The sequence below is a fragment of the Shewanella sp. SM69 genome (assembly GCF_025653985.1).
Classification (GTDB): Bacteria; Pseudomonadota; Gammaproteobacteria; order Enterobacterales; family Shewanellaceae; genus Shewanella; species Shewanella oncorhynchi.
In genome coordinates this window covers 86,990-107,666 of record NZ_JAKKRV010000001.1, presented here as the reverse complement: position 1 = coordinate 107,666, position 20,677 = coordinate 86,990, and the positions used below count along the sequence as shown (strand labels likewise).

Annotated in this window: 24 protein-coding genes and 1 tRNA gene; 6 read left to right on the top strand and 19 right to left on the bottom strand. The window is 46.4% G+C overall.

The features are described from left to right. Positions 1–203: 203 nt before the first annotated feature. The 3 genes from L5M37_RS00570 (at position 204) to L5M37_RS00560 (ending at position 4,061) form a co-directional block, all read left to right on the top strand. A complete protein-coding gene (locus tag L5M37_RS00570; protein WP_263199004.1) occupies positions 204–2,255 on the top strand; it encodes an alpha/beta hydrolase family protein in 2,052 nt (683 codons plus the stop codon). A 250-nt stretch (positions 2,256–2,505) separates the two neighbouring features. Beyond that, positions 2,506–2,964: a GNAT family N-acetyltransferase gene (locus tag L5M37_RS00565; protein ID WP_263199002.1), complete on the top strand. Its 459-nt coding sequence runs from the start codon at positions 2,506–2,508 to the stop codon at positions 2,962–2,964. Between the two features lie 161 nt (positions 2,965–3,125). After that, positions 3,126–4,061 (top strand): M14 family metallocarboxypeptidase, encoded by a 936-nt coding sequence (locus L5M37_RS00560; protein WP_263199000.1) that lies wholly within the window; start codon positions 3,126–3,128, stop codon positions 4,059–4,061. 219 nt (positions 4,062–4,280) lie between these two features. Here L5M37_RS00560 and adhE read toward each other — a convergent pair whose 3' ends face one another. Next, on the bottom strand, positions 4,281–6,884 hold the full coding sequence (adhE, locus tag L5M37_RS00555) for a bifunctional acetaldehyde-CoA/alcohol dehydrogenase (protein ID WP_263198998.1): 2,604 nt from the start codon (positions 6,882–6,884) through the stop codon (positions 4,281–4,283). A gap of 318 nt (positions 6,885–7,202) precedes the next feature. Between adhE and L5M37_RS00550 the strand changes: the two genes are divergently transcribed. From L5M37_RS00550 to L5M37_RS00540, 3 genes are all read left to right on the top strand, one after another. Next, on the top strand, positions 7,203–7,835 hold the full coding sequence (locus tag L5M37_RS00550; protein WP_006081420.1) for a YchE family NAAT transporter: 633 nt from the start codon (positions 7,203–7,205) through the stop codon (positions 7,833–7,835). Positions 7,836–8,113: 278 nt separating this feature from the next. Next, a complete protein-coding gene (locus tag L5M37_RS00545) occupies positions 8,114–10,108 on the top strand; it encodes a methyl-accepting chemotaxis protein (RefSeq protein WP_105252312.1) in 1,995 nt (664 codons plus the stop codon). Positions 10,109–10,321: 213 nt separating this feature from the next. Continuing rightward, positions 10,322–10,409, top strand: a tRNA-Ser gene (locus L5M37_RS00540). Positions 10,410–10,434: 25 nt separating this feature from the next. Here the strand turns inward: L5M37_RS00540 and L5M37_RS00535 are convergent. The 18 genes from L5M37_RS00535 to L5M37_RS00450 form a co-directional block, all read right to left on the bottom strand. Beyond that, on the bottom strand, positions 10,435–11,727 hold the full coding sequence (locus L5M37_RS00535; protein ID WP_263198996.1) for an Arm DNA-binding domain-containing protein: 1,293 nt from the start codon (positions 11,725–11,727) through the stop codon (positions 10,435–10,437). Further along, on the bottom strand, positions 11,727–11,939 hold the full coding sequence (xisR, locus tag L5M37_RS00530) for an excisionase family protein (protein ID WP_263198995.1): 213 nt from the start codon (positions 11,937–11,939) through the stop codon (positions 11,727–11,729). The genes L5M37_RS00535 and xisR overlap by 1 nt, the downstream gene beginning before the upstream one ends. After that, on the bottom strand, positions 11,936–12,109 hold the full coding sequence (locus L5M37_RS00525) for a hypothetical protein (protein WP_263198994.1): 174 nt from the start codon (positions 12,107–12,109) through the stop codon (positions 11,936–11,938). Before L5M37_RS00525 ends, xisR begins: the two co-directional genes overlap by 4 nt. Next, a complete protein-coding gene (locus L5M37_RS00520; protein WP_263198992.1) occupies positions 12,106–12,354 on the bottom strand; it encodes a hypothetical protein in 249 nt (82 codons plus the stop codon). The genes L5M37_RS00525 and L5M37_RS00520 overlap by 4 nt, the downstream gene beginning before the upstream one ends. Further along, on the bottom strand, positions 12,351–12,629 hold the full coding sequence (locus L5M37_RS00515; RefSeq protein ID WP_219234312.1) for a hypothetical protein: 279 nt from the start codon (positions 12,627–12,629) through the stop codon (positions 12,351–12,353). The genes L5M37_RS00520 and L5M37_RS00515 overlap by 4 nt, the downstream gene beginning before the upstream one ends. Next, a complete protein-coding gene (locus L5M37_RS00510; RefSeq protein WP_263198991.1) occupies positions 12,629–12,901 on the bottom strand; it encodes a hypothetical protein in 273 nt (90 codons plus the stop codon). The genes L5M37_RS00515 and L5M37_RS00510 overlap by 1 nt, the downstream gene beginning before the upstream one ends. Continuing rightward, positions 12,901–13,542: a hypothetical protein gene (locus tag L5M37_RS00505; RefSeq protein WP_263198990.1), complete on the bottom strand. Its 642-nt coding sequence runs from the start codon at positions 13,540–13,542 to the stop codon at positions 12,901–12,903. The genes L5M37_RS00510 and L5M37_RS00505 overlap by 1 nt, the downstream gene beginning before the upstream one ends. Then, positions 13,539–14,000: a hypothetical protein gene (locus tag L5M37_RS00500; protein ID WP_263198989.1), complete on the bottom strand. Its 462-nt coding sequence runs from the start codon at positions 13,998–14,000 to the stop codon at positions 13,539–13,541. The genes L5M37_RS00505 and L5M37_RS00500 overlap by 4 nt, the downstream gene beginning before the upstream one ends. Positions 14,001–14,123: 123 nt before the next feature. Then, positions 14,124–15,740 (bottom strand): DNA cytosine methyltransferase, encoded by a 1,617-nt coding sequence (locus L5M37_RS00495; RefSeq protein ID WP_263198988.1) that lies wholly within the window; start codon positions 15,738–15,740, stop codon positions 14,124–14,126. Next, positions 15,728–16,636, bottom strand: coding sequence for a phage N-6-adenine-methyltransferase (locus L5M37_RS00490; protein WP_263198987.1), 909 nt, complete (start codon positions 16,634–16,636; stop codon positions 15,728–15,730). The genes L5M37_RS00495 and L5M37_RS00490 overlap by 13 nt, the downstream gene beginning before the upstream one ends. A 67-nt stretch (positions 16,637–16,703) precedes the next feature. Next, on the bottom strand, positions 16,704–17,018 hold the full coding sequence (locus L5M37_RS00485; protein ID WP_263198986.1) for a hypothetical protein: 315 nt from the start codon (positions 17,016–17,018) through the stop codon (positions 16,704–16,706). After that, entirely contained in the window at positions 17,015–17,350 is a 336-nt protein-coding gene (locus L5M37_RS00480; RefSeq protein ID WP_263198985.1) for a hypothetical protein, read from the bottom strand. The genes L5M37_RS00485 and L5M37_RS00480 overlap by 4 nt, the downstream gene beginning before the upstream one ends. Next, a complete protein-coding gene (locus L5M37_RS00475) occupies positions 17,347–17,820 on the bottom strand; it encodes a DUF3268 family zinc-finger domain-containing protein (protein ID WP_263198984.1) in 474 nt (157 codons plus the stop codon). Before L5M37_RS00475 ends, L5M37_RS00480 begins: the two co-directional genes overlap by 4 nt. After that, the gene (locus L5M37_RS00470; RefSeq protein ID WP_263198983.1) at positions 17,810–18,133 is read right to left on the bottom strand and encodes a hypothetical protein; all 324 of its coding nucleotides are present in this window, start codon (positions 18,131–18,133) and stop codon (positions 17,810–17,812) included. The genes L5M37_RS00475 and L5M37_RS00470 overlap by 11 nt, the downstream gene beginning before the upstream one ends. A gap of 3 nt (positions 18,134–18,136) precedes the next feature. Next, the gene (locus L5M37_RS00465; RefSeq protein ID WP_263198982.1) at positions 18,137–18,352 is read right to left on the bottom strand and encodes a hypothetical protein; all 216 of its coding nucleotides are present in this window, start codon (positions 18,350–18,352) and stop codon (positions 18,137–18,139) included. 54 nt (positions 18,353–18,406) lie between these two features. Continuing rightward, on the bottom strand, positions 18,407–18,715 hold the full coding sequence (locus tag L5M37_RS00460; protein WP_263198980.1) for a hypothetical protein: 309 nt from the start codon (positions 18,713–18,715) through the stop codon (positions 18,407–18,409). An 11-nt stretch (positions 18,716–18,726) separates the two neighbouring features. After that, positions 18,727–19,992, bottom strand: coding sequence for a hypothetical protein (locus L5M37_RS00455; RefSeq protein WP_263198978.1), 1,266 nt, complete (start codon positions 19,990–19,992; stop codon positions 18,727–18,729). Positions 19,993–20,077: 85 nt separating this feature from the next. Then, entirely contained in the window at positions 20,078–20,668 is a 591-nt protein-coding gene (locus tag L5M37_RS00450; RefSeq protein ID WP_263198976.1) for a 3'-5' exonuclease, read from the bottom strand. Positions 20,669–20,677 lie beyond the last annotated feature (9 nt).

The window sequence follows — 20,677 nt, the reverse complement described above, 5'->3', positions numbered from 1 at the left end:
GTTGCGCCACTGACATTTTGTCACAAAAAAATACGCTCAGGTTCGCCATTTGGCTTGCCTGAGCGTTTTTGTTTCGATAGTGTGGCAAGCTTATCTTCGAAAGATACGATCTCAGATCGTTTTTTAACATTCGTGTTTGCAGCAATGATGATTATCGAATATTTGCAAGCCTCGAACCTGTTCAACAAAAGACGGACATAACAATGAAAATAGCTCCTCTCCTATTGGCGCTCGGCGCTGCGGGACTGGCGTTATCAGCCCAAGCGGCCGATCCAACGCCTTTTACTGTGCAACAACTCATTAAACTCAATAAGATGCACTCTGCGACTGTGTCCCATGATGGCACTAAATTAGTTTATGGTCTTAAAACGGTAAACGATAAGGGAGAGGCCAGCTCGGATCTGTATCTATTAGATTTGATAGACACGAAGGCGAAACCACTACAATTGACCTCTGCCACGGGCACTGAGCACGATGTGAGCTTCGCCAATGACGACAAGTCGATTTATTTCCTTGCTAGTCGCAGTGGTTCAAGCCAGTTATTTCAACTGCCATTAACGGGCGGTGAAGCGGTACAAGTTTCTGATTTACCTTTGGATATTGATGGCTACAAATTATCAAACGACGGTAAACAAGTTGTACTTAGCATGCGGGTATTCCCCGAGTGTAAGGACTTAGCCTGCTCAAAGGATAAATTTACCGCCGAAGCTGAGCGTAAATCGACTGGCCGTGAATACAAGCAGTTAATGGTTCGCCATTGGAATACGTGGGAAGACCACGCCCGTAACCACTTATTTGTGGGCGCTGTAAACGGTGAAAAACTGACTAAAGTAGTGGATGTGACTCAAGGTTTAGACACTGAAACGCCGCCAAAACCTTTCTCGGGTATGGAAGAAGTGACCTTCACCCCAGACGGTAAGTTTGTGGTATATAGCGCGAAAGCCCCCAGCAAAGATCAAGCTTGGACCACTAACTATGATTTGTGGCAAGTGCCAGTGACAGGCGGCACCGCAACCAACTTAACCAAAGACAATCTTGCATGGGATGCGCAGCCAACATTTTCGAGCGATGGTCGTTACATGGCCTATTTAGCAATGAAAAAACCGGGTTTTGAAGCAGATCGCTACGGCATTATGTTGCGCGATACTAGCACAGGCCAAACCAAAGAAGTGGCGCCATTATGGGATCGCAGCCCAAGCTCACTGATGTTTGCTCCTGACAATCGTACCTTGTATGTGACGGCACAAGACCTAGGTCAAGTCTCTATTTTCCAAGTGAATACCCAATTTGGCGATGTGCGTTCTGTCTACAGTGATGGCACGAACAGTTTAATTGCGGTCACTAACGAACAACTGATTTTCGATAGCAAAACCTTAGTTGAACCGGGCGATCTCTATAGCATTACGACTGAAGGTGAAGGGCTTAAACGTCTGACCGAAGTGAATAAAGACAAATTGGCCGAGATCAAGTTTGGTAAGTTTGAACAGTTCAGCTTTAAAGGTTGGAATAACGAAGACGTTTACGGTTACTGGATCAAACCGGCGAACTTCCAAGAAGGGAAAAAATACCCAATTGCCTATCTCGTTCACGGTGGGCCGCAAGGTTCATTTGGTAATGCCTTCAGTGGTCGTTGGAATGCCCAATTATGGGCGGGTGCGGGTTATGGCGTCGTCATGGTGGATTTCCACGGCTCTACCGGTTACGGCCAAGCCTTTACGGATTCAATCAGCCAAGATTGGGGTGGTAAGCCATTAGAAGATCTGCAAAAAGGCCTAGCAGCGGTGAGCCAGCAACAAAAATGGCTCGATCCGCAAAACACCTGTGCGCTCGGTGGTTCTTACGGCGGCTACATGATGAACTGGATCCAAGGTAACTGGAACGACGGTTTCAAGTGCTTAGTTAACCACGCGGGTCTGTTCGATATGCGTTCTATGTATTACGTGACTGAAGAAGTGTGGTTCGCAGAGCATGAGTTTGGCGGCACTTATTCAGATAACAAAGCGTTATATGAGAAGTTTAACCCAGTGAATTATGTTGAAAACTGGAAAACACCCATGCTGGTTATCCACGGTGAGAAGGACTTCCGCGTCCCTTATGGTCAAGGTTTAGCGGCATTCAGTTTTATGCAGCGTAAAGGGATCCCATCAGAGTTATTGATTTTCCCTGATGAAAACCATTGGATCTTAAAACCTGAAAACTTAGAGCAATGGTATGCTAATGTCTTCGGTTGGATGGACCGCTGGACTAAGCAATAACGACCAGTGTGTTTATGGGCTTTGCACCGACGAAAGCCCATAGAAGCAAGGCTCGCCCTGATAGGATTATCATCGGCGAGTCATTTAATGCTCAACTGACAATTAAAGTATTTTTAGTCTGTATTTAAACTAAGCGTCTTCTGACCAAGTGTATTTGGATTAAGTGCCTTTTGATTCAGTATCTTAAAAAGCCAGAACTCTGTTCTGGCTTTTTATTGTGTCATGAAATGTTTTTAATCAAGGAGTTAAGATGAAAATTCGAGCCGCAACCTTAACTGACATCCCTGAAATAAGCGTATTACTCACTCAATTAACCCAAGAATTTATCGCCCCAACTTGCACTGCTGAGGGCGCTGCAATCTTAGTCAATGCCATGTCGATAGAGGCGATTGGTAGCTACTTTGCTATGGGTTATCAGTACCATGTTGCCATAACGGACTCGGGCCAACTCGCAGGTGTAGTGGGGATGAAGGCGAATAGTCACTTGTACCATCTTTTTGTCGCCTCCCATGCACAGGGGCAAGGCGTGGCGAGAATGCTGTGGGAACATGCTAAAGCTCAATGTTTAACCCAAGGCAATTCGGGCATATTTACCGTGAACTCGGCGCTGAATGCGCAGGCTGTGTACTTAGGCTTTGGCTTTGTGCCCCTTGGACCCGAGCGAGAACGCGGCGGGATCCGCGATATTCCCATGCAGCTAGTGCTTTAGGTTGACTGTACTCATTTATCATCCGAACACGAGCACTATCATTCGACTGAATAGTAATTCAACGAAAAAGCTTGAGCGAAAAGAGCTTGAACGAAAGCACTAGGGTGCAAAGAACTTGAATAAAAAGAACTTTACCGAATAGAACTAAAAATAGAGGAATTATGGCAAATTTAACATTTTATCCCATCGGCACCGTAGGCGAAAAATGGGGCGAGTCTGAAAAAGCCGCATGGCTGGCGAGCACCCAAATCAAGCGTTCGTATCAGGACGATGTTGTGACGCCACTCAAGGCAATGGAAGCAAAGCTATCTTCGCTTGGGCTTGGCATTGTGCAATATGGCGCCTTATCGATTAACGCCGATCGTTATCCATTATTTGCGGTGAAGAGCCAGCAGTTTGATCCACAAAAGCCAACTGTGTTGGTGACTGGCGGCGTGCATGGTTACGAGACCAGCGGTGTTCATGGTGCCTTGGCATTTTTAGCGGATAAGGCGGCTCATTATGTTGATCGCGTCAATCTTGTGATCGCCGTGTGTGTGAGTCCTTGGGGTTACGAAACCATTAATCGTTGGAACCCGAAGGCTATCGATCCTAATCGTTCATTTTATGCCAACAGTCCAGCGGAAGAATCGGCGGCCTTGATGGCCTTAGTCGCATCCGTAGAGCAAGATTTTGATGTACATGTGGACTTACATGAAACCACTGATTCAGATGAATTAGAATTTCGTCCAGCGCTTTGCGCCCGTGATGGTAAAGAGTACGTCAAAGGTACTATCCCAGATGGTTTTTATGCTGTGGGTGATACAGAGCACTCAATGGATGCCTTTCAGAAAGCCATTATTGATAGTGTGAGTAAAGTGACGCACATTGCTCCTGCCGATGAGAAAGGCGAGATCATTGGCTCGACTGTGGTGCAGCACGGGGTGATTAACTATCCGCTTAAGTCATTAGGGCTTTGCAGCAGTGTCACTGGCTGTATCTATAACACAACGACAGAAGTGTACCCAGATAGCCCAACGGCCACGCCTGCCGAATGTAATCTGGCGCAGGTTGCAGCCATCACCAGCGCCATTGATTATGTACTGGCACAGCGTTAGTCACAGTTTGTTGTGATGTTCAGCTTAGTGATCGTAAGTGAGTGATGCCCAGTTGAGTTAGCTGCTAGTGAAGTCATTTTGTGTGCGATCGATTAACGCATTGACTCTTAATTAGGTCATTCACGGAACATCACGCAATAAAAAGCCCTCATTCGAGGGCTTCTTCATTTATGTCGCGCGGCTTTTATTAAGCTCGTGCCTAGCATCGGTAGGCGATACCTAGTAGTTGTCGCTATAGTTACGGCCATAGTAGCTATCGAGGAACAGTTGTTTCAGCTCGTTAATCAATGGGTAACGTGGGTTGGCACCGGTACATTGATCATCGAACGCATCTTCGGCTAATTCATCTAACTTGGCGAGGAAGTCGGCTTCGTTGACACCGGCTTCTTGGATAGAAGCAGGAATGCCAATCGTCTTCTTGAGGTGTGTGATTTTCTCAAGCAATTTTTCGACTTTTTCTTCATCCGTCTTTCCGCCTAGTTTCAAGTGATCTGCGATGGCAGCATAACGGCACAGGGCTTTTGGCCTGTCGTATTGGCTAAAGGCCGCTTGCTTAGTGGGCAGATCCGTTGCGTTAAAGCGTATTACGTTGTTGATCAGCAGCGCATTGGCTAGGCCATGGGCGAGATGGAACTCGGCGCCCAGTTTGTGTGCCATTGAGTGGCAAATCCCAAGGAAAGCGTTAGCAAAGGCGATACCCGCAATAGTGGCGCCATTGTGGACCTTTTCACGGGCGACAGGTGATTGTGACCCCAAGTTGTAGGCATCGGGTAAATATTTGCACAGTAAGTCGAGGGCTTGTAGCGCTTGGCCATCGCTGTACTCATTCGCCATCACGCTGACATAGGCTTCTAATGCATGGGTCACCGCATCTATGCCACCAAAGGCGGTGAGGGATTTAGGCATGTCCATCACAAGATTTGGATCAACAATCGCCATATTGGGCGTGAGTTGATAGTCGGCAATCGGGTATTTTTTACCGGTAATTTCGTCTGTCACTACCGCAAAAGGTGTGACTTCTGAGCCAGTGCCTGAAGTCGTCGGAATTGCCACCATCATGGCTTTGGTGCCCATTTTGGGGAATTTGTAGATACGTTTACGAATGTCCATAAAGCGCAATGCTAGATCGGCAAAATCCACATCTGGATGCTCGTACATTACCCAAATAATCTTAGCCGCATCCATTGGTGAGCCGCCGCCGAGCGCAATTATCACATCGGGTTTAAAGCTTTGAGCGACCTTAGCGCCTTGACGGACTATGGCTAATGTGGGGTCGGCTTCAACATCGTAAAAAATTTCGGTTTCAAGGCCTTGGGCTTTTAAAATCCGCATGGTTTCATCGCAATAACCGTGATTGAACAAAAATCTGTCTGTGATGATTAAGGCGCGTTTTTTATCGCTCAGTTCTTCGAGCGCGATGGGCAAACTACCGCGGCGGAAATAGATAGATGCAGGAAGCTTATGCCACAACATGTTTTCGGCCCTCTTAGCGACGGTTTTTTTATTGATTAGATGACTCGGGCCAACGTTTTCTGAAATCGAGTTGCCGCCCCAAGAACCACAGCCTAAAGTGAGCGAAGGTGCCAGTTTGAAGTTGTACAGATCGCCAATACCGCCCTGTGAAGCTGGGGTGTTGATCAAGATACGCGCCGTTTTCATTCTAAAACCAAAGGCATGTACACGTTCGGTTTGGGTATCTTGGTCGGTATAAAGCCCTGATGTGTGGCCAATGCCGCCGAGTGCGACTAAAGCTTCAGCTTTATCCATGGCATCGTTAAAGTCGATGGCGCGGTACATACCAAGCAGTGGTGATAATTTTTCATGGGCGAAGGCTTCGCTGTCGCAAATGTCGGTGACTTCACCGATCAACACTTTGGTCCAGTGCGGCACTTCAAAGCCCGCCATTTGCGCGATACTGGCGGCGCTTTGGCCAACGATATCGGCATTTAAGCCACCATTTTTTAAAATGACCTGCTGCATCGCCGCGGCTTCATCCTTCGACAGCATATAGCCACCGTGGGTTGCGAAACGCTCTTTAACCTGCTCATAAATACTGTCGACCACAATTACCGCTTGTTCTGACGCACAAACGACGCCGTTATCGAAGGTTTTCGACATGAGAATCGAACTGACCGCGCGTTTGATGTCGGCGGTTTCATCGATAACAATAGGCGTGTTACCTGCACCTACGCCAATAGCAGGTTTACCGGAAGAGTAGGCGGCTTTCACCATACCAGGGCCACCCGTTGCGAGGATTAAATTCACCTTAGGGTGAGTCATTAATTGATTCGATAGTGCAACGCTGGGTTCATCAATCCAACCAATAATGTCTTTGGGCGCGCCCGCGGCTATGGCAGCATCAAGCACTAATTTTGCTGCGGTTGTGGTTGAAACTTTGGCCCTAGGATGGGGCGAGAAGATAATTGCGTTACGGGTTTTAAGGCTGATTAAGGCCTTAAATATCGCGGTCGATGTGGGGTTCGTGGTGGGGACTATGCCACAGATAATGCCTACGGGTTCAGCAATGGTAATAGTACCGAAGGTGACATCTTCAGATAAAATTCCGCAGGTTTTTTCATCTTTATATTTGTTATAAATGTATTCGGAGGCAAAGTGGTTTTTAATTACTTTGTCTTCAACTACACCCATGCGGGTTTCTGCAGCGGCCATTTTGGCCAGCGAGATACGCGCATCGGCAGCGGCAAGGGCCGCTGCACGGAAAATTTTATCGACTTGCGCTTGGCTGAATGTTGCATACTCGGCTTGTGCTTTGGCCACTCGCTCGACCATGAGATCCAGTTCTTGTGCATTGGTCACTGTCATGATTAATACTCCTAAAAAGATTTAGTGAATCAAGGCATTCACTAAATCCTCTTTATGGTAGAAAATTACACCTAAAGCCGCGTTGAGAGTGTGATATCAACGACAATATCGTGCTTTTATGTAATAAAACTACACTTAGGGTAACTTGTTTGTTTAAAATTGCGCTGAAAATGCATCGGCTTCGATAACTAAATATTATTCGAAGTTGTGATTTAACCTCAAAAATCTCATTTTTCAGTCAATAGCGCTTGAGATACTATACTTGCCCTCAAGCTTATTTTGATGAAGACGGCGTGACACGCACATAAGGATAGTCCCTTGGAGTTAACTCTTTACGTTAAATTTTTTCTTGGCCTCGTTGCCATCATTAATCCGGTTGGCTTGTTGCCTGTGTTTGTGAGCTTAACGAGCCATCAAACGGAGGCTGAGCGGAATCACACGGGTAAAGTAGCGAACTTTGCGGTTGTGGTGATCCTCTTAGTCACGATTGTGGCGGGGCAGCACATTCTGAATATGTTCAGCATTTCGTTATCTGCCTTTAGAATTGCTGGTGGCAGCCTGATTGCCATTATTGCGATGTCAATGTTGCAAGGTAAGTTAGGCGAAGTAAAGCGTAACCAAGAGGAAGACCGCGAATCCTCGGCGATGGAATCTGTGGCGGTTGTGCCTTTGGCTTTGCCACTGATGGCGGGACCTGGCGCTATCAGTTCGGTGATTGTCTTTGCCGCTGAGCATAATTCATTGTCGAACATTATTGCGATGTTCATTACTGTGATAGTGTTTGGTTTAGTGAGTTTTGGCCTGTTTAGAATGGCATCTATCATTTATAAGATCCTCGGCAAAACGGGTATTAACGTGATTACCCGTCTCATGGGACTCTTGATGTTATCTATTGGTATCGAAGTCATTGCGGCTGGTGTGAAGGGATTATTCCCACAGCTTTTCAGCTAGAGTCATCTTCAGTCACAGATTAAGTGTTCCTTTCTCTAGAAAAACGTATTGGAATTTTCAATGCGTTTTTTATTTCTATCTGATCCTTGTTTGACGTTTCTCAAGTTTGCTCTGCGATTAGCAAAATCTAAACTATTGATGGAATATGAGGGAAATCCTCGTTTATCAGGATATTAGCTTGTGCAATTTCAATAAACCTTAGTCGTCCTACGGTTGATATTATGCTATACCTAGTGTTCGGTATTTGGATCTAAAACTAAGTTTAAAAGGATATTTCTATGAAATGGCAATGGATTGGTAATCTCAGTCTAAAACAAAAATTATTAATGGTTGTCTTGCCTCCGCTGTTAGCCTGTTTTTTATGTGGCACGCTTTACCTCATTGAAAAATATGAATATAGAAAAGATTTAACCTTAGTGGTGCAATTAAGCGAGCTAGCTGTCACCAACAGTAACTTAGTGCATGAGTTACAAAAAGAGCGCGGCATGAGTGCTGGATTTATTGGCTCAGCAGGAAAAGCGTTTGCGGGTAAAATACCTGGTCAAAGACAATTAACGGATACGCAGCTCGGCCTCTATCAGCGTTTTATCACTGAGAATCATCTGCCGGAGATATTTGCCCCAAAACTTAGAGAGTTAAACGCTCAACTTGGGCGTTTGAATGCCATCCGCTCGCAGGTGGATAGTTTAAGTATCAGTGTCGCCGATGAAGTTGCCTATTATACTGAGTTAAATAAGTTATTACTGACGATAGTCGATGAAACCGCAAAAACGGGTGCTAATCAAGAAATCGCCATTAAAGCGACGGCTTTTAGTGCTTTTTTGCAATTAAAGGAAAGGGCGGGGATTGAAAGGGCGGTACTCAGCTCAACCTTTGGCCAAGCTGGATTTAAGCCTAAGGTTTATGCCAAATTTATCACTTTGGTTTCAGAGCAAAATACCTATCAAGAGCGTTTTTTAGCGCTAGCAAATTCTGATTTATTATCCTCGTTTAACCGTTTACAGAGTTCAGCTGCAATGCATGACGTTGAGTTGTTACGTCAAATCGCATTCGAGCAAGATAATCAAAAAATCCTGCAACAAAGTCCCGAAGAGTGGTTCAGTAAATCGACCGCCCGGATTGAGCTATTACGTGAGTTTGAACAGCAAGTCTCGGCAGATTTACTTAATACTACCCATGAAAGATTAACATTAGCGAATGAGAAAATGTTCTTAGTGCTCGCGACCTTAATCTCAGTATTGGCGATAGTCTTGATATTGAGTCTATCTGTTATCCGTTATTTGCATGACAGTGTGCATCACTTATATTCGACCATCACGCAAGCCCGTAAACATTACGACTTAAGTGTGCGTCTGACTCACTCTAGCTCGGATGAATTCGGTGAACTCGCCATCGCCTTTAACGACATGATGAGTGATTTTGAAAAAGTGATCCTACATGTACGTTCCAGTGGCGCTAAATTGCAACAAGCTGTGGCGCAAATGGATCTCTGTACCCATGCCATGGAGCAAGATGTGATGGCGGGCCACAGTGAGGCAGAACAAGTGGCCTCCGCTATGACAGAAATGAGTGCAACAGTGGCCGAGATTGCCAGCAATGCAGTGCAGGCATCCGAAGCGTCTTCCGCCGCCAATATAGAGGCTAAAGAAGGCAACCTCGAAGTCGGCCGAACCAGCAAAGCGATCAAAGCGTTAGCCGACGATATTAGTGGAGCTTCTAAAGCCATTAACGATTTAGACCGTGAAATTCACGGCATAGTGGTTGTGCTTGAAGTGATCAGCAGTATTGCTGAGCAAACTAATTTACTCGCGCTTAATGCCGCCATTGAAGCTGCCCGCGCAGGGGAAATGGGTCGTGGTTTTGCTGTAGTTGCAGACGAAGTCCGAAGTTTAGCGCAGCGCTCACAAACCTCGACCTCGGACATTAAAAATATGACAGATAGATTGAAGGCGGGAGCGAGCATTGCAGTAAAAGCCATGGACAGAGGGTTAGCTCAGGCTAATAGCAGTGTCCATGAAGCTGAACAGGCAGGTATCGAATTGAAACGTATTGTGGAGCAAGTAGACATTATTGACCGCATGAACGAGCAAATTGCTACAGCAACCCATGAGCAATCGGCGGTATCCGAAGACGTAAATCGTAATGCACTGAAGATTAGTGAGATTTACCTTAATACTCAAAGGATCTCCGATGAGCTTAGGGAGCTGACCAAAGCCCTGACGTTTGACGCGAATTCAATGTCAAAAGAAGTGCACAAATTTACCGTCAATTAACGGTATAAAACGGTGAAAAGATTCAAGAAATCACGGCGGTTTGTTTAGCAATTGTGCAACCGCCTGAAACTGAGTCTTTTTTACTTGACCCCCTTTAGGCTTTTGCGTACAGTACCGCTCCGTTAACGATGAAAGCCTCTCGGCAAGGCTATACGAAATCGTTAGTGATTCTTAAACGTGAAAGATTAACCACGCTAACATAAATCGACATATGGTGAGGTGTCCGAGTGGCCGAAGGAGCACGCCTGGAAAGTGTGTATACGGTAACGTATCGAGGGTTCGACTCCCTCTCTCACCGCCAAATAAAAGCAAGGGGAATCAGTATCTTACTGATTCCCCTTGTTGCTTTGGGGCATTTTTGGGGCAGAATTGACGCTTTCTAGTCCGCTTAAGTCCTCGTATGGACCGACCATTTCCGTGATGCGATCAGCCATACGTTGCGAGTCTTTTGGTATCCATTTCCCATAGTGTTTCTTGATCATAGTGGTGTCACTATGACCGAGTTGCCGAGCAACCCACTCAAGCGGAACGTAGTTAGAAAGCAACTGACTTGCAAAGGTGTGGCGACACTGATTCGGTCCCCGATGGCGTAACTTGGCGCGTTTAAGAATCCCAGTGAACCAGCGGCGAACGGAGTGATCATACCAAGGCTCGCCGCTTTTACCGTTCAGGAAAACCAAACGAATACTTTCTTGTTTGCTGGTGATATTGTCCCGTTGCTGTACTGTATATTCAGTTGTTTGCAGCATGAACGTAAGGGCTAATTGACGTTGTAGCCAAACTTTAGCCTGTCCGATTAGCTCAATAACCCTAATGCGCCCACGTTCTTTAGGCACTTTGTACTGATTAAGCACCTTGGCGCGCTGCACTTTTACGGTCCACGTTTCTGTATCAATATCCTCCCATGCAAGTGCGATGATCTCCGATAGCGATAACCCTGACCAACACCAAAACATGATCATGTTGATATCGCCTTGACGGATTGTGTTGATGTTCTCAATCCTTAGCAGTTCTTCGCGAGTAAACGGATCGGCGGTTTCCTCTAAGTTATCGCGCTCAATATTTCTTAACCGATCTAGCGGGTTAGTCTTAATCATTCCATCGTGAAATGCTTCGGACCAGACGCCCCGAACGATGGTGAAAATGTCATTCACCGTTTTGGGTGACAAGCCACCTTTAAGCAACTCAGACTGAAATATTTCCATTTGTGACTTAGTGATATCCGCTAGCTTTCTGTTGCCCCATTTTTTGGTGACATGCTGAGCCTTTACCTTGTAGTTTTTAAAGGTACTTTTAGCTTTTGTCGCTTCTTGAACTGATAGCCATTGGTTAACAGCGTCAGTAACTGAACGTTTTTGCAGATTTAGCCCAGCAAATTGCGCGGCTTTTGCTGAGTCAGGAAAGTGGGCGAGATAGTCGAATCGATTCTCGGCTATCTCAGTCAGAATCGTTGTACGCTTATTTTCAGCATACTTAATCGTAGACTTAGTGATCTTGTAATGGCCTGCCAATGGTTCACGGCATCTTTCACCGTTGAACATAAATACAATACGCACAGTAACGCCATGTAACTCAACGCCACGCGGCATTGTAGTTATGCCCTTAGGTAAAGCTTTCATTATGCGGCTCCTTCCATCCAGTGCTCAATCTCAGGAACGTTATAGACGACGCGTCCAATTGGGTCATAGCGCCATTGGCGACCTTCTAACCATACGCCACGTTCGCGATACTTACGTGCGGCCTCGGAGGTGATGCCGAACACATTAGGCAGTAAATTACCGCGTACCCACTTAGCTGGATTAACATTTTCTACAATTTTCTTAGCCATCATGCACCTGCCTTTTCAATTAAATGCAAATCACTATCTAACAGCTCGCACCAAATAACTCCGACTTCGCCTTTAAGCTCAAATTGATGCCAGCTGCCGTAGTCACCAACATAAATAATCTGTTCACGACCACCTTTAAATTGGTACGTATCGCCTAGAATTAGGGCCATCATGTACCTGCCTTATTGCTATGTTCGTCAACAACAATCACTCGGGTTTTATCGTCTAGCACTAACACCTTGCATGTTTTAGTGATGGCGAATACTGAAAACCAAGATGAACTAAAACAGATTCCCCAAATGAACATGGTGATAAGCAGCTGTGTATCGGTGTAAAAGCTAAATACCCCGACAATAATCAACGTCATTAACAGTGATACAACCAAGCAGGTAAGCACTGCGGTTATTGTGGTTTTCATTTGGCACCTTCTTTCATTGTCTTAATGACTTTCTTACTTGCTACTTGCCAAGCTTTAAGTTGACAGCTTTCACCTTGTTGAAGCTCTATATCACGCTTTATTGCTGCTTCTAACTCAACGAGTGCCGCCCAAGTATGTGGACAGCGACCTCCGCCGATCATGTTTCTGTAGCGAAGTAGCCTAAACCCATTTAAGCCCACCCACATATCGCCATCAGGACCACGGGTAGCGGTGAGATATTGCTCTCTGTCATCATCGCTAATGATGTTTGCCATTACTCACCACCCTTAGCCGCTTGATAGGTTCTACCATCGCTGCACTTGACTATTTTTCCGGTATCAGCATTAAAAGATGGTGCGATACTGCGACCAATGCCACTTCCTGAAATGACATAAAGCACGCCATCATGACACTCATACCTTGCGCCAACGTGTTTGCCATTTACAATTGGTGAACTGTTATGCTCACACTTGGCTAGCAATACTGCTAAGCCGATAAACAGCGCAAAGAAGAAAATAATCTTGATGAGGCTTTTCAGTATGTCCATCACTCACCACCCTTATCCGCTTTGCGGATGCTATCGGCGTATTTATTAGCTTCATCAGCAAGACTTATGCGGCCTTCTGCTGTTGGATTCACATGTATCACGCCAGCGATGAAGCCAGTCTTTCCAGCGCAGGCACTTAACTCGTTTAACGAATTACGCGCTGTCGTTGCGCCATCGTCATCCCATGGCTGTGTGTCATAGCCATAGTTAGCTTTAACGTGGTAACGTGCCAACTGATAAACGTCATAAACGGTTAGTTCAGCAGTGACGCCGCCACTTAGATAAACATCACGGGGTAATTCAGCAAAGTTCATTACAGCCTTGGCTCGGACATGGTTAAGGCATTGTTTTGGAGTGACTTCAAATAATTCCCACAAAGAACATGGGATTGGGTCATCATCCGAATCATCTGCATCAACACTAAGATCAGCCATTGTTTTATTAAAGCGTTCAACATACGCCGCCAGCTGGTCGCGTTCTTCGGTGATTGTTCCGAGCTTTTCACATGCCGAAACCAGTGCATCTAGCGTTTTGCCGAACAAAGCTGGCAGATTTTCAGCGTCAGTTTCTTTCTTAAGCTGTGCGGCTTTGGCCTGCGCGATCAGCATATCTAAAGTGAAATCTTCCATATCTAAGCTCATGCCGCACCTCGTAAACCTTGCTGATTAAAATGATGGTGAAGGTGAGCGATGCACTGCTCAACCATGTCGTTGTAGTTAGGTAATTTGATACAGCGCATGCAGTTATGCTCGCGGTCGTAGCCTGTGGGCACCCCATGATCAAGCCACCATTGGCGCGCGAGCTGGTAGGCTTCGCGCGCTTCGTGGTTGTCAATGCGAAATGCGCCTCTATCTATTTTGATTAGCTTTTGACGGGCCAAATCGCGCAAACGGAATAGCAACTGAGACTTGCAGATCACGCTAGTTAAATGCTCACGGTTAAATAACTTCATTGATGAAGCGTACAAAAATTCACTATCACACTTTGCACCACTAACCGCGTATTCATTCCCTACATAGCAATCGAGTACGCCCGTTGTTACCGTGCGCAACTGCATTTGCCAAATACACTGCATGAGTTCTTCATCGGTGATTTTCATAACAACCCCTTAGCGTCAAGCACTGAGTAAATCATTAATAGAAATAGCGTTATTGCGAGACAAACCATTGCCCACGTTCCGCGAGATTCCTCGCTGTCGTCAGGTTCCTTCATGACGAACCTCCTATGCCGCTTCGGCGGTTTGTGTGCAAAGCTCGGGGAGATTTGCGCGGATAATGGCCTCTGCAAATTGCGGCGGTACCGAGTTTCCGCACCTTGCTACCTGTTTGGTTTTGTTTGTTTTACCGTTATAGCCATCAATGATGTAATCATCAGGAAAACCTTGAAGGCTGAAAAGTTCTCTGGCTGTGAGCATTCTCAGCCCTATATCAACGATCACCATGGTTTTGTTGTTCCATGTGACAGTAACTAATGCGATACGCTCTTTAGTGGTGATAGTTGCTAATGGTTCGTTGAGTGAACTCCATTGGCCACCGTTTGAGTAGTAACGCATCAAAAACGCGCTGACTTGTACAGCTCCGGCTTCTTGCTCTGCCGTTAAACCGCTTTCGCCTGGTGCAACAAGAGTTAACCTGACCTCTGCATGGTGTGTGCCGCCTGCGGTGATAGTTGGCATCGGGTCACTTAATGAAGTCGGTTTGATGTTTTTACGCAAGTGCACCATAAAGGCTGTTGCAAGCCACTGCTGGCTACCTGTAGTAGTTATCGTGCTGCAAGGATTCTCAACCGAGTAAGCAAGTGTGGTGTTATAGCCACCATTTGCCTGGATCATTACTGGCGCCGCTAGGGCAAATGCCCCACCTTTAGGGTATCCAGTGATGGTTTTCAGAGGTTCATTAACGCTCTTAGTGCCTTTACCTGACCAGTTAGCTATTTCAACGATAAATGGGTTTGGATTTTCTAAAACATGCTTAATCGTACCGATGGCCACACGTTCTAAAGTAGCATCGGCCAAAGGGCGTTTTACGTTAAGACCTTGCTGTTTAGCTTCTTCTTTTGTCATAAATATGCTTGGGCATGGCAAAGAAAAATCAATTTTTTTAGCCGTTTTAACCCAAGGCAGTAATTCACCGCGAACAGTGCGCGGATCGTGTGGTGCGCCATGTGTCGGCGCTGGCCATACAATTGGCCGACCATCACAACGCGCGATCATAAATAAGCGCTTGCGGATAGTTGGAGCACCATAGTCACGGGCTCGTAGCTCGCGAAACTCCACTTTATAGCCTAGCCCTTTGATCAACTTGCCTCTGTCGTTATTGCTTAGACCTAAGGTTCCAACGCACTCAGCTAAAGCAGGGTGATCAGCAGCAACACCAGTAGTAAGCATGGCTTTGAAGGCTTCAAACGTTTCACCTTTGCGAGCAGGATCAGGGTGTTGATTTTGTGAATCTTCACCAATCAACGGCCCCCATGTTTTAAATTCCTCAACATTCTCTAACGGGATTAATTTCGGGCGTGTTCTCAAGATCCAACGAACAGTGATCCAAGCTAATCCGCGTATCTCTTTTTTAACAGGCGTATTACCACGGGCCTTGGAAAAATGAGTGCAGTCAGGGCTAAACCACGCCACATCAACTGGCTTACCAGCAGTGGCTTTTACTGGGTCTACATCAAAAACCGATTCACAATAGTGCAAAGTATCAGGGTGGTTGGCTGAGTGCATGGCGATAGCATCTTGATCATGGTTGATAGCAATATCAACGCTGCGACCGATTGCCCAGCCAATGCCAGTGGAAGCACCGCCTCCACCTGCGAAGTTATCTACGATTAAGCCGCGCATGACTTTGTCTCCGTTGGCATGTTCATTACTAAGTCATCAATGATTAAGTCGGTTGGATAACCTTCTAACCGCTGCCTATTGGCTTCTTCACAGAGTTCTTGGAATTGGATTTCAGTGGGTTTCTCTATGCCGCAAAGCGCGAATACTTCTTTTGCAATGTTCAGTACTTCAATCGGCCATACGCTATTAGCTGGCGCTTTAGTTATTTCCTCATTGATATCGAATTTAATATCTTCAATGATTTTAATGACTTGCTTATCAACTTTGATTTGTGCTGCCGCTGCAATCATGTCAAGCATCACTTGGCCGTCGCGTAGCAGATCATCGCGGTTGATGTAGCTCATGCGCTCACCGCGCCACGTTTTATCAAAAATGGCGATAGCGCAGGCAAACCCAGCGCTTGAGGCTTCCTGCGTTTTGTTGGCGGGTACAAACCATTCGGGCAGATCAAAGCTGATACGCCCACGAATGAAGCAAACATGATCCGCATCTTCCGGCCACCACACCTCTGAGGTCGCAGACTTAATCAAGTAAACAAACTGAGCGCCTTTGTCGCGTTCCTCTATGGATTTAGCGATGATGTTGCGCATGCCTGTAATGGCTTGCTTATCTTCGTAACTGGCGCGGGAATATGGCGGGTTTGCGTAGGCTTTGCCGCCGGCTAAGTCCTTGGTCCAATCTTGGGTGAGGGCATTATCTTCAACCGTGTAATAGCGTGGGCATTTGGCATTATCGCCGTCGCTGAATAGGTCTAGGATGAAGGGGCCAAACTTGGCGAATATGCCCCAGTAAAGCGCTGGTGGCGTTTGCCATTGATCGCCCACTTCTTTTAAGAGGTGAACAGGTTTAGCTTTTTGCGCGCGCAAAGCGTTAGCGTATGTGCAGTTATTGCTCATAGTGAAGGTTCTCAAAGTTTATGTGTGGGCGAAAAGCGGAGGTGAAAGAGTTGCTATTTTTTATCGGTTAACTGAGCTGTGATGATTGAATAAACGCCTCTAGTTCGGCGATGCGCGCATAGGCTTGATTGAGCTTTGCTAGATGCTTTTCCCAATCAATTTCTTTGATGGCTTCAACGATGGCGGCGTGTTGTTCGAGGGTATCTGCTCCGCGGCTTACGTTGCCGTGCTTGATGCCTCTCAGTTCTGCCGCGTTGCCTGAGCTAACGCCTTTAACGTAGTAATCAAACAGCGCTGAGGTAATCGGCTCTTTGATTTTGGTTAGGCTAAGTAGCAGTTCAATACGCTCGGCCGATTCACCGCCTTGAATTAGGTGGTTCATAGTGACGCACCTATTTTAGATATGCTTCCAACTAACCTTCCGCGCTCCATTTTAAGGATGCCAATTTTCCGTTTAAGAATATAAGCATCAATGCAGTTTTTGCACCCAAATTCCTTAAGGATTTCAAAATAATCATCTGTCCTTCCAGTCTCATCGCAACGTTCATTAATAACATGCATGTAAGTAGCTGTAAGGCAATTTCCCATGTCTATACTTAGGTAGCCTTCGTCTCCGTGACATTTTTCAAGGTTTACTTGCCTCTGTATTTTTGCTTCGCGTATTTCTGAGCTTATTTCGCTTATTCTTTTTGCTATAGATTCAAGCTTATTCATACCGCCTCCTGACAAACTTGAATGATCCGCTCACATTGGGCTGTATCTGACCAACCGATATGACACTTTGAGCGTTCAATGCCGAGCTGTTTCGCTAGCCAGACATAGCCTTGGCTGCGCGTCATGCGATGACTTTCCCAATACTGAGTAAATGCCGCTTTAGCTTTGTTGCGCGCTGCGCGGGTTTCAGCTGAAGCGAGCGTGCCAAGCGGTAAGTTAGTGAACGGGTGCATGCCGACGTATGCGTCGCAGTCGTTACAGGCGTAAACCCACGGCCATTCACCAAACTGACGGCCGTTATAGATTTCTTGATGATGCCTGATTTCAACTAATCCTCTGCAGTAATGGCAGGTGCAGGGAATTTCTACCCTGTCAGTGACACGCTTGAGCGCGCGGCGGCTTGGGTTCCACGGCGTTTTGCCGTGGGTATCCGCTGCGGTAATTGGGGGTAAATTCTGTCTAGGCCTCATAAACTGCCCGCTCCATTTTAGGCTTACGTGTTTTAGGGTTTATCTCGCCCTCTTTGCGATGCATGATGAATAGCCGAGCTTCTTCTTTAATCAGCTTCATGTATTCGCGGCAAATGTTAGGGGTGGATAAATCGTGGCTGAGCTGCTTAGGCTTGGCGGTGCGCATCTGATTGGCTATTTCATCAGCTAAGGCTTGTTGATATTCAAGCTCGGTGAGTTCAACACTTTTTTTACCCACCTTTTTAACGCGCTTAACTTTGCGCTTTGCCAGTGTTTCAGCTTGAGTGCGGGTCACTCCGAATACTCGAAACATGACTCACCCCCTAACCAACATGCGGTCAATGCGCTTTGCGTGTTCTATTGCGCGTGATTTGTTGCTTGTAAAACGTGAGCCGATGAGTGCCCAACCGTGTTTAAAGGCTTTTACTGTGGCTTGGCCTACTAAGATATCGCCACGTTTGCAGCCTTCGGATTTTGGCGCTTCGATGGCATCGCCGCCGATACCGCGATTAATGTTTCTACCTCGTCCCATTTTTCTTCTCCTAAAAAGAAGCCTATCGCGGCCTAAGCCGCGCATTGTGTTAGCTTAGGATGTTGATACTTGCCCTAAGTCCTTGCTGTACTGAGTGTATTTCTCGACCTTTGCCACTTTCGCAGTAATCGCTGCTATATCCGGCTTGAGGTCAATACCTCGGCTAGCAAGAACCTGCACAGTGCCTAGCAAGTCATTCCATTCAGCTTGGATTCGTTCACGGTTACTCGTTGGCAAATCACGCAGTTCATCAATGCCAAATCTGATTGCTTTCGATACTTGGTTTTGCAGCTTTAATAACTCAGCCGCGACCTCTACAAGTTCTTCTGCAAAAACGAGTAATGCATTTTGTTCTTCGGTCATAAATGCCTCAGCTAGTAGTTGATAACCATCGCGCCAAGCTTGTTATCCATGGCTGCAACAGTAATGGCCCTTGCGAGTTCTTTGCTTGCGCCAAGCACGACAAGGTGCTGCATAATGTCTTTATTGACTGCTCGGCGATGATTTTCGTTAGTTGCTTTGCGGTTGGCTTCTTGCAGGTCTAGAAGGGCTTTTTTGTTTACTTCATCTTCACGAAGCATTGCGCCAAGTTTTGCATAAGCTGCGCGGTAAACAACGTCATAAGCACTTAACACTTGTTCAAACTCTTGGCCTAAATCATTAGGGATATTAAAAGCAGACACTGAATCAACGAGCTGCTGCATCGCTCCACTGTTTGGGGCTTCGCTGATCTGCGTGCTAAACAAATTCAATTCTTTGGTAATCTGCGCCGCACGTTGCTTATTTGCTGCATCCTGTTGCGCCTGCTGTTCACGTAAACGCTGATCAGCGGCTGCATCGTCAATCACTTTTTGCGCGGCAGCATTGGCGGCATCAATTTGCTCTTGAGCTGCAGCTTCTGCATCCGCTTTGGCTTTCGTCGCGGCTTCCTCGGCAATCTGTTTTTCACGGGCCTTTTGCGCTTGTTCTGCCTGCTCGTCAGCTTTGCTCTGATTGTCTGATTCAATCAGCGCGGCTTGATACGCGAGTGTCATCTTGCCGATAATTTCGGCTTTAGCTGCTGTGCCAGCCTCGATCATGGCCTCAAAGTCGTCGCCCGCTGGCTCGGCTTTAATGTCCTCAAGCACCGCTTTGATGAAGTCGGCGCGTTCATGCAAGTTGCCTGGCATGTTCTCAAGCATGCTTTGGTATTCTTCACCGAAGTAATCCACCTTTGCTTGCAGGCGTTGGCGGGTTGCTTCTTGATCCGCTTCCCACTTGGTTAACGGTTCGCGGGTTTTATCGCGCAGGTCGTCGCAGTCATCGACAAACTCTTTAATGTTTTGCTCGACTGGCTTAACCACAGCTTTTAGATATTTAAGATAAGCGCGACAAGGTTTTTCGACGACTCCCTTACTACGGCTAACACTGGCAGCAAGCGAGGCTATGCGGTCGCGGCCTTTGGCCGTTGTCAGGTCTGGCACTTCGTTAACGCTTGCTTTGATGTGCTCAAAGTAGGGCTTTAACGCGCCTGCTTGGGTATAAAGCAAGGGACCAAGTTCAACTGCCTTAGTTTCGTTGATTTCTTCAAACGGGACGGGCAGTGTATTTGTTTGCTCTGGTGCGGCTTCTTCAACTTTTTTAGGGGATTTTGCGGCCATGATGTGGATCCTCAGTATTTTTTAGATAAAGCAAAGTCACAGCGCCAGCATTGTGGCGCCGTGAATAATTGTTTGTGGTGGTTAGTTAGGCGGCTTTATTCGCGCCAAGTACGATGGCTTTGTAAACCTCAAAGCAAGCTTTGGTATCTGCCATTGCGTTGTGAGCGTTTTCCAGCTTTTTACCAGTAAAAAATTCGTAGGCTTCTTCTAATTTCGGCGACTTAAAGCCGAAGCGGGTTTTAGGCAGCATCTTCATGATTGGCTTAGCCATTTGCATGGTGCATTCAAAGTTATCTTTATTATCCCAAGCATCTTGCGTTGCCTCATCGCTATAGCGCTTAGTGGCAATGCGAATAATGCGATGATCAAAATTTTTGTTGTGGGCAACACGCAGCGCACCTTGTGACATTTCGAGCAGCTGCGCTAAGGCTTCTTGCTCTGGAATACCTTCATCCATTGCGCGTTCGGTGGTGATGCCGTGGATAGCTGCAACTTTATCTGGGATGATCCAGCCGTTTGGCTTGATGATTACATCCAACTCTTTGATGATTTCAAATTTGTCGTTAACTAATAGCGCGGCTAACTGCACTAGGTGGGGTTGGTGATCTGCTTCGCTTGGGCTTTTCCAATCTGGCAAATCTGTTGTTTCGGTGTCGAATGGCAGAATTAAAGACATGACGATTCC

Bases quoted from the DNA above. Each gene is read 5' to 3' on its own strand.
- xisR (WP_263198995.1), bottom strand. From the start codon at position 11,939: ATGATGGCTAAGAAAATTGTAGAAAATGTTAATCCAGCTAAGTGGGTA.
- L5M37_RS00570 (WP_263199004.1), top strand. From the start codon at position 204: ATGAAAATAGCTCCTCTCCTATTGGCGCTCGGCGCTGCGGGACTGGCG.
- L5M37_RS00450 (WP_263198976.1), bottom strand. From the start codon at position 20,668: ATGTCTTTAATTCTGCCATTCGACACCGAAACAACAGATTTGCCAGAT.
- adhE (WP_263198998.1), bottom strand. From the start codon at position 6,884: ATGACAGTGACCAATGCACAAGAACTGGATCTCATGGTCGAGCGAGTG.
- L5M37_RS00505 (WP_263198990.1), bottom strand. From the start codon at position 13,542: ATGAGCTTAGATATGGAAGATTTCACTTTAGATATGCTGATCGCGCAG.
- L5M37_RS00500 (WP_263198989.1), bottom strand. From the start codon at position 14,000: ATGAAAATCACCGATGAAGAACTCATGCAGTGTATTTGGCAAATGCAG.
- L5M37_RS00535 (WP_263198996.1), bottom strand. From the start codon at position 11,727: ATGAAAGCTTTACCTAAGGGCATAACTACAATGCCGCGTGGCGTTGAG.
- L5M37_RS00565 (WP_263199002.1), top strand. From the start codon at position 2,506: ATGAAAATTCGAGCCGCAACCTTAACTGACATCCCTGAAATAAGCGTA.
- L5M37_RS00475 (WP_263198984.1), bottom strand. From the start codon at position 17,820: ATGAGGCCTAGACAGAATTTACCCCCAATTACCGCAGCGGATACCCAC.
- L5M37_RS00485 (WP_263198986.1), bottom strand. From the start codon at position 17,018: ATGAACCACCTAATTCAAGGCGGTGAATCGGCCGAGCGTATTGAACTG.
- L5M37_RS00545 (WP_105252312.1), top strand. From the start codon at position 8,114: ATGAAATGGCAATGGATTGGTAATCTCAGTCTAAAACAAAAATTATTA.
- L5M37_RS00515 (WP_219234312.1), bottom strand. From the start codon at position 12,629: ATGGCAAACATCATTAGCGATGATGACAGAGAGCAATATCTCACCGCT.
- L5M37_RS00470 (WP_263198983.1), bottom strand. From the start codon at position 18,133: ATGTTTCGAGTATTCGGAGTGACCCGCACTCAAGCTGAAACACTGGCA.
- L5M37_RS00460 (WP_263198980.1), bottom strand. From the start codon at position 18,715: ATGACCGAAGAACAAAATGCATTACTCGTTTTTGCAGAAGAACTTGTA.
- L5M37_RS00520 (WP_263198992.1), bottom strand. From the start codon at position 12,354: ATGAAAACCACAATAACCGCAGTGCTTACCTGCTTGGTTGTATCACTG.
- L5M37_RS00495 (WP_263198988.1), bottom strand. From the start codon at position 15,740: ATGCGCGGCTTAATCGTAGATAACTTCGCAGGTGGAGGCGGTGCTTCC.
- L5M37_RS00510 (WP_263198991.1), bottom strand. From the start codon at position 12,901: ATGGACATACTGAAAAGCCTCATCAAGATTATTTTCTTCTTTGCGCTG.
- L5M37_RS00480 (WP_263198985.1), bottom strand. From the start codon at position 17,350: ATGAATAAGCTTGAATCTATAGCAAAAAGAATAAGCGAAATAAGCTCA.
- L5M37_RS00560 (WP_263199000.1), top strand. From the start codon at position 3,126: ATGGCAAATTTAACATTTTATCCCATCGGCACCGTAGGCGAAAAATGG.
- L5M37_RS00465 (WP_263198982.1), bottom strand. From the start codon at position 18,352: ATGGGACGAGGTAGAAACATTAATCGCGGTATCGGCGGCGATGCCATC.
- L5M37_RS00455 (WP_263198978.1), bottom strand. From the start codon at position 19,992: ATGGCCGCAAAATCCCCTAAAAAAGTTGAAGAAGCCGCACCAGAGCAA.
- L5M37_RS00490 (WP_263198987.1), bottom strand. From the start codon at position 16,636: ATGAGCAATAACTGCACATACGCTAACGCTTTGCGCGCGCAAAAAGCT.
- L5M37_RS00525 (WP_263198994.1), bottom strand. From the start codon at position 12,109: ATGATGGCCCTAATTCTAGGCGATACGTACCAATTTAAAGGTGGTCGT.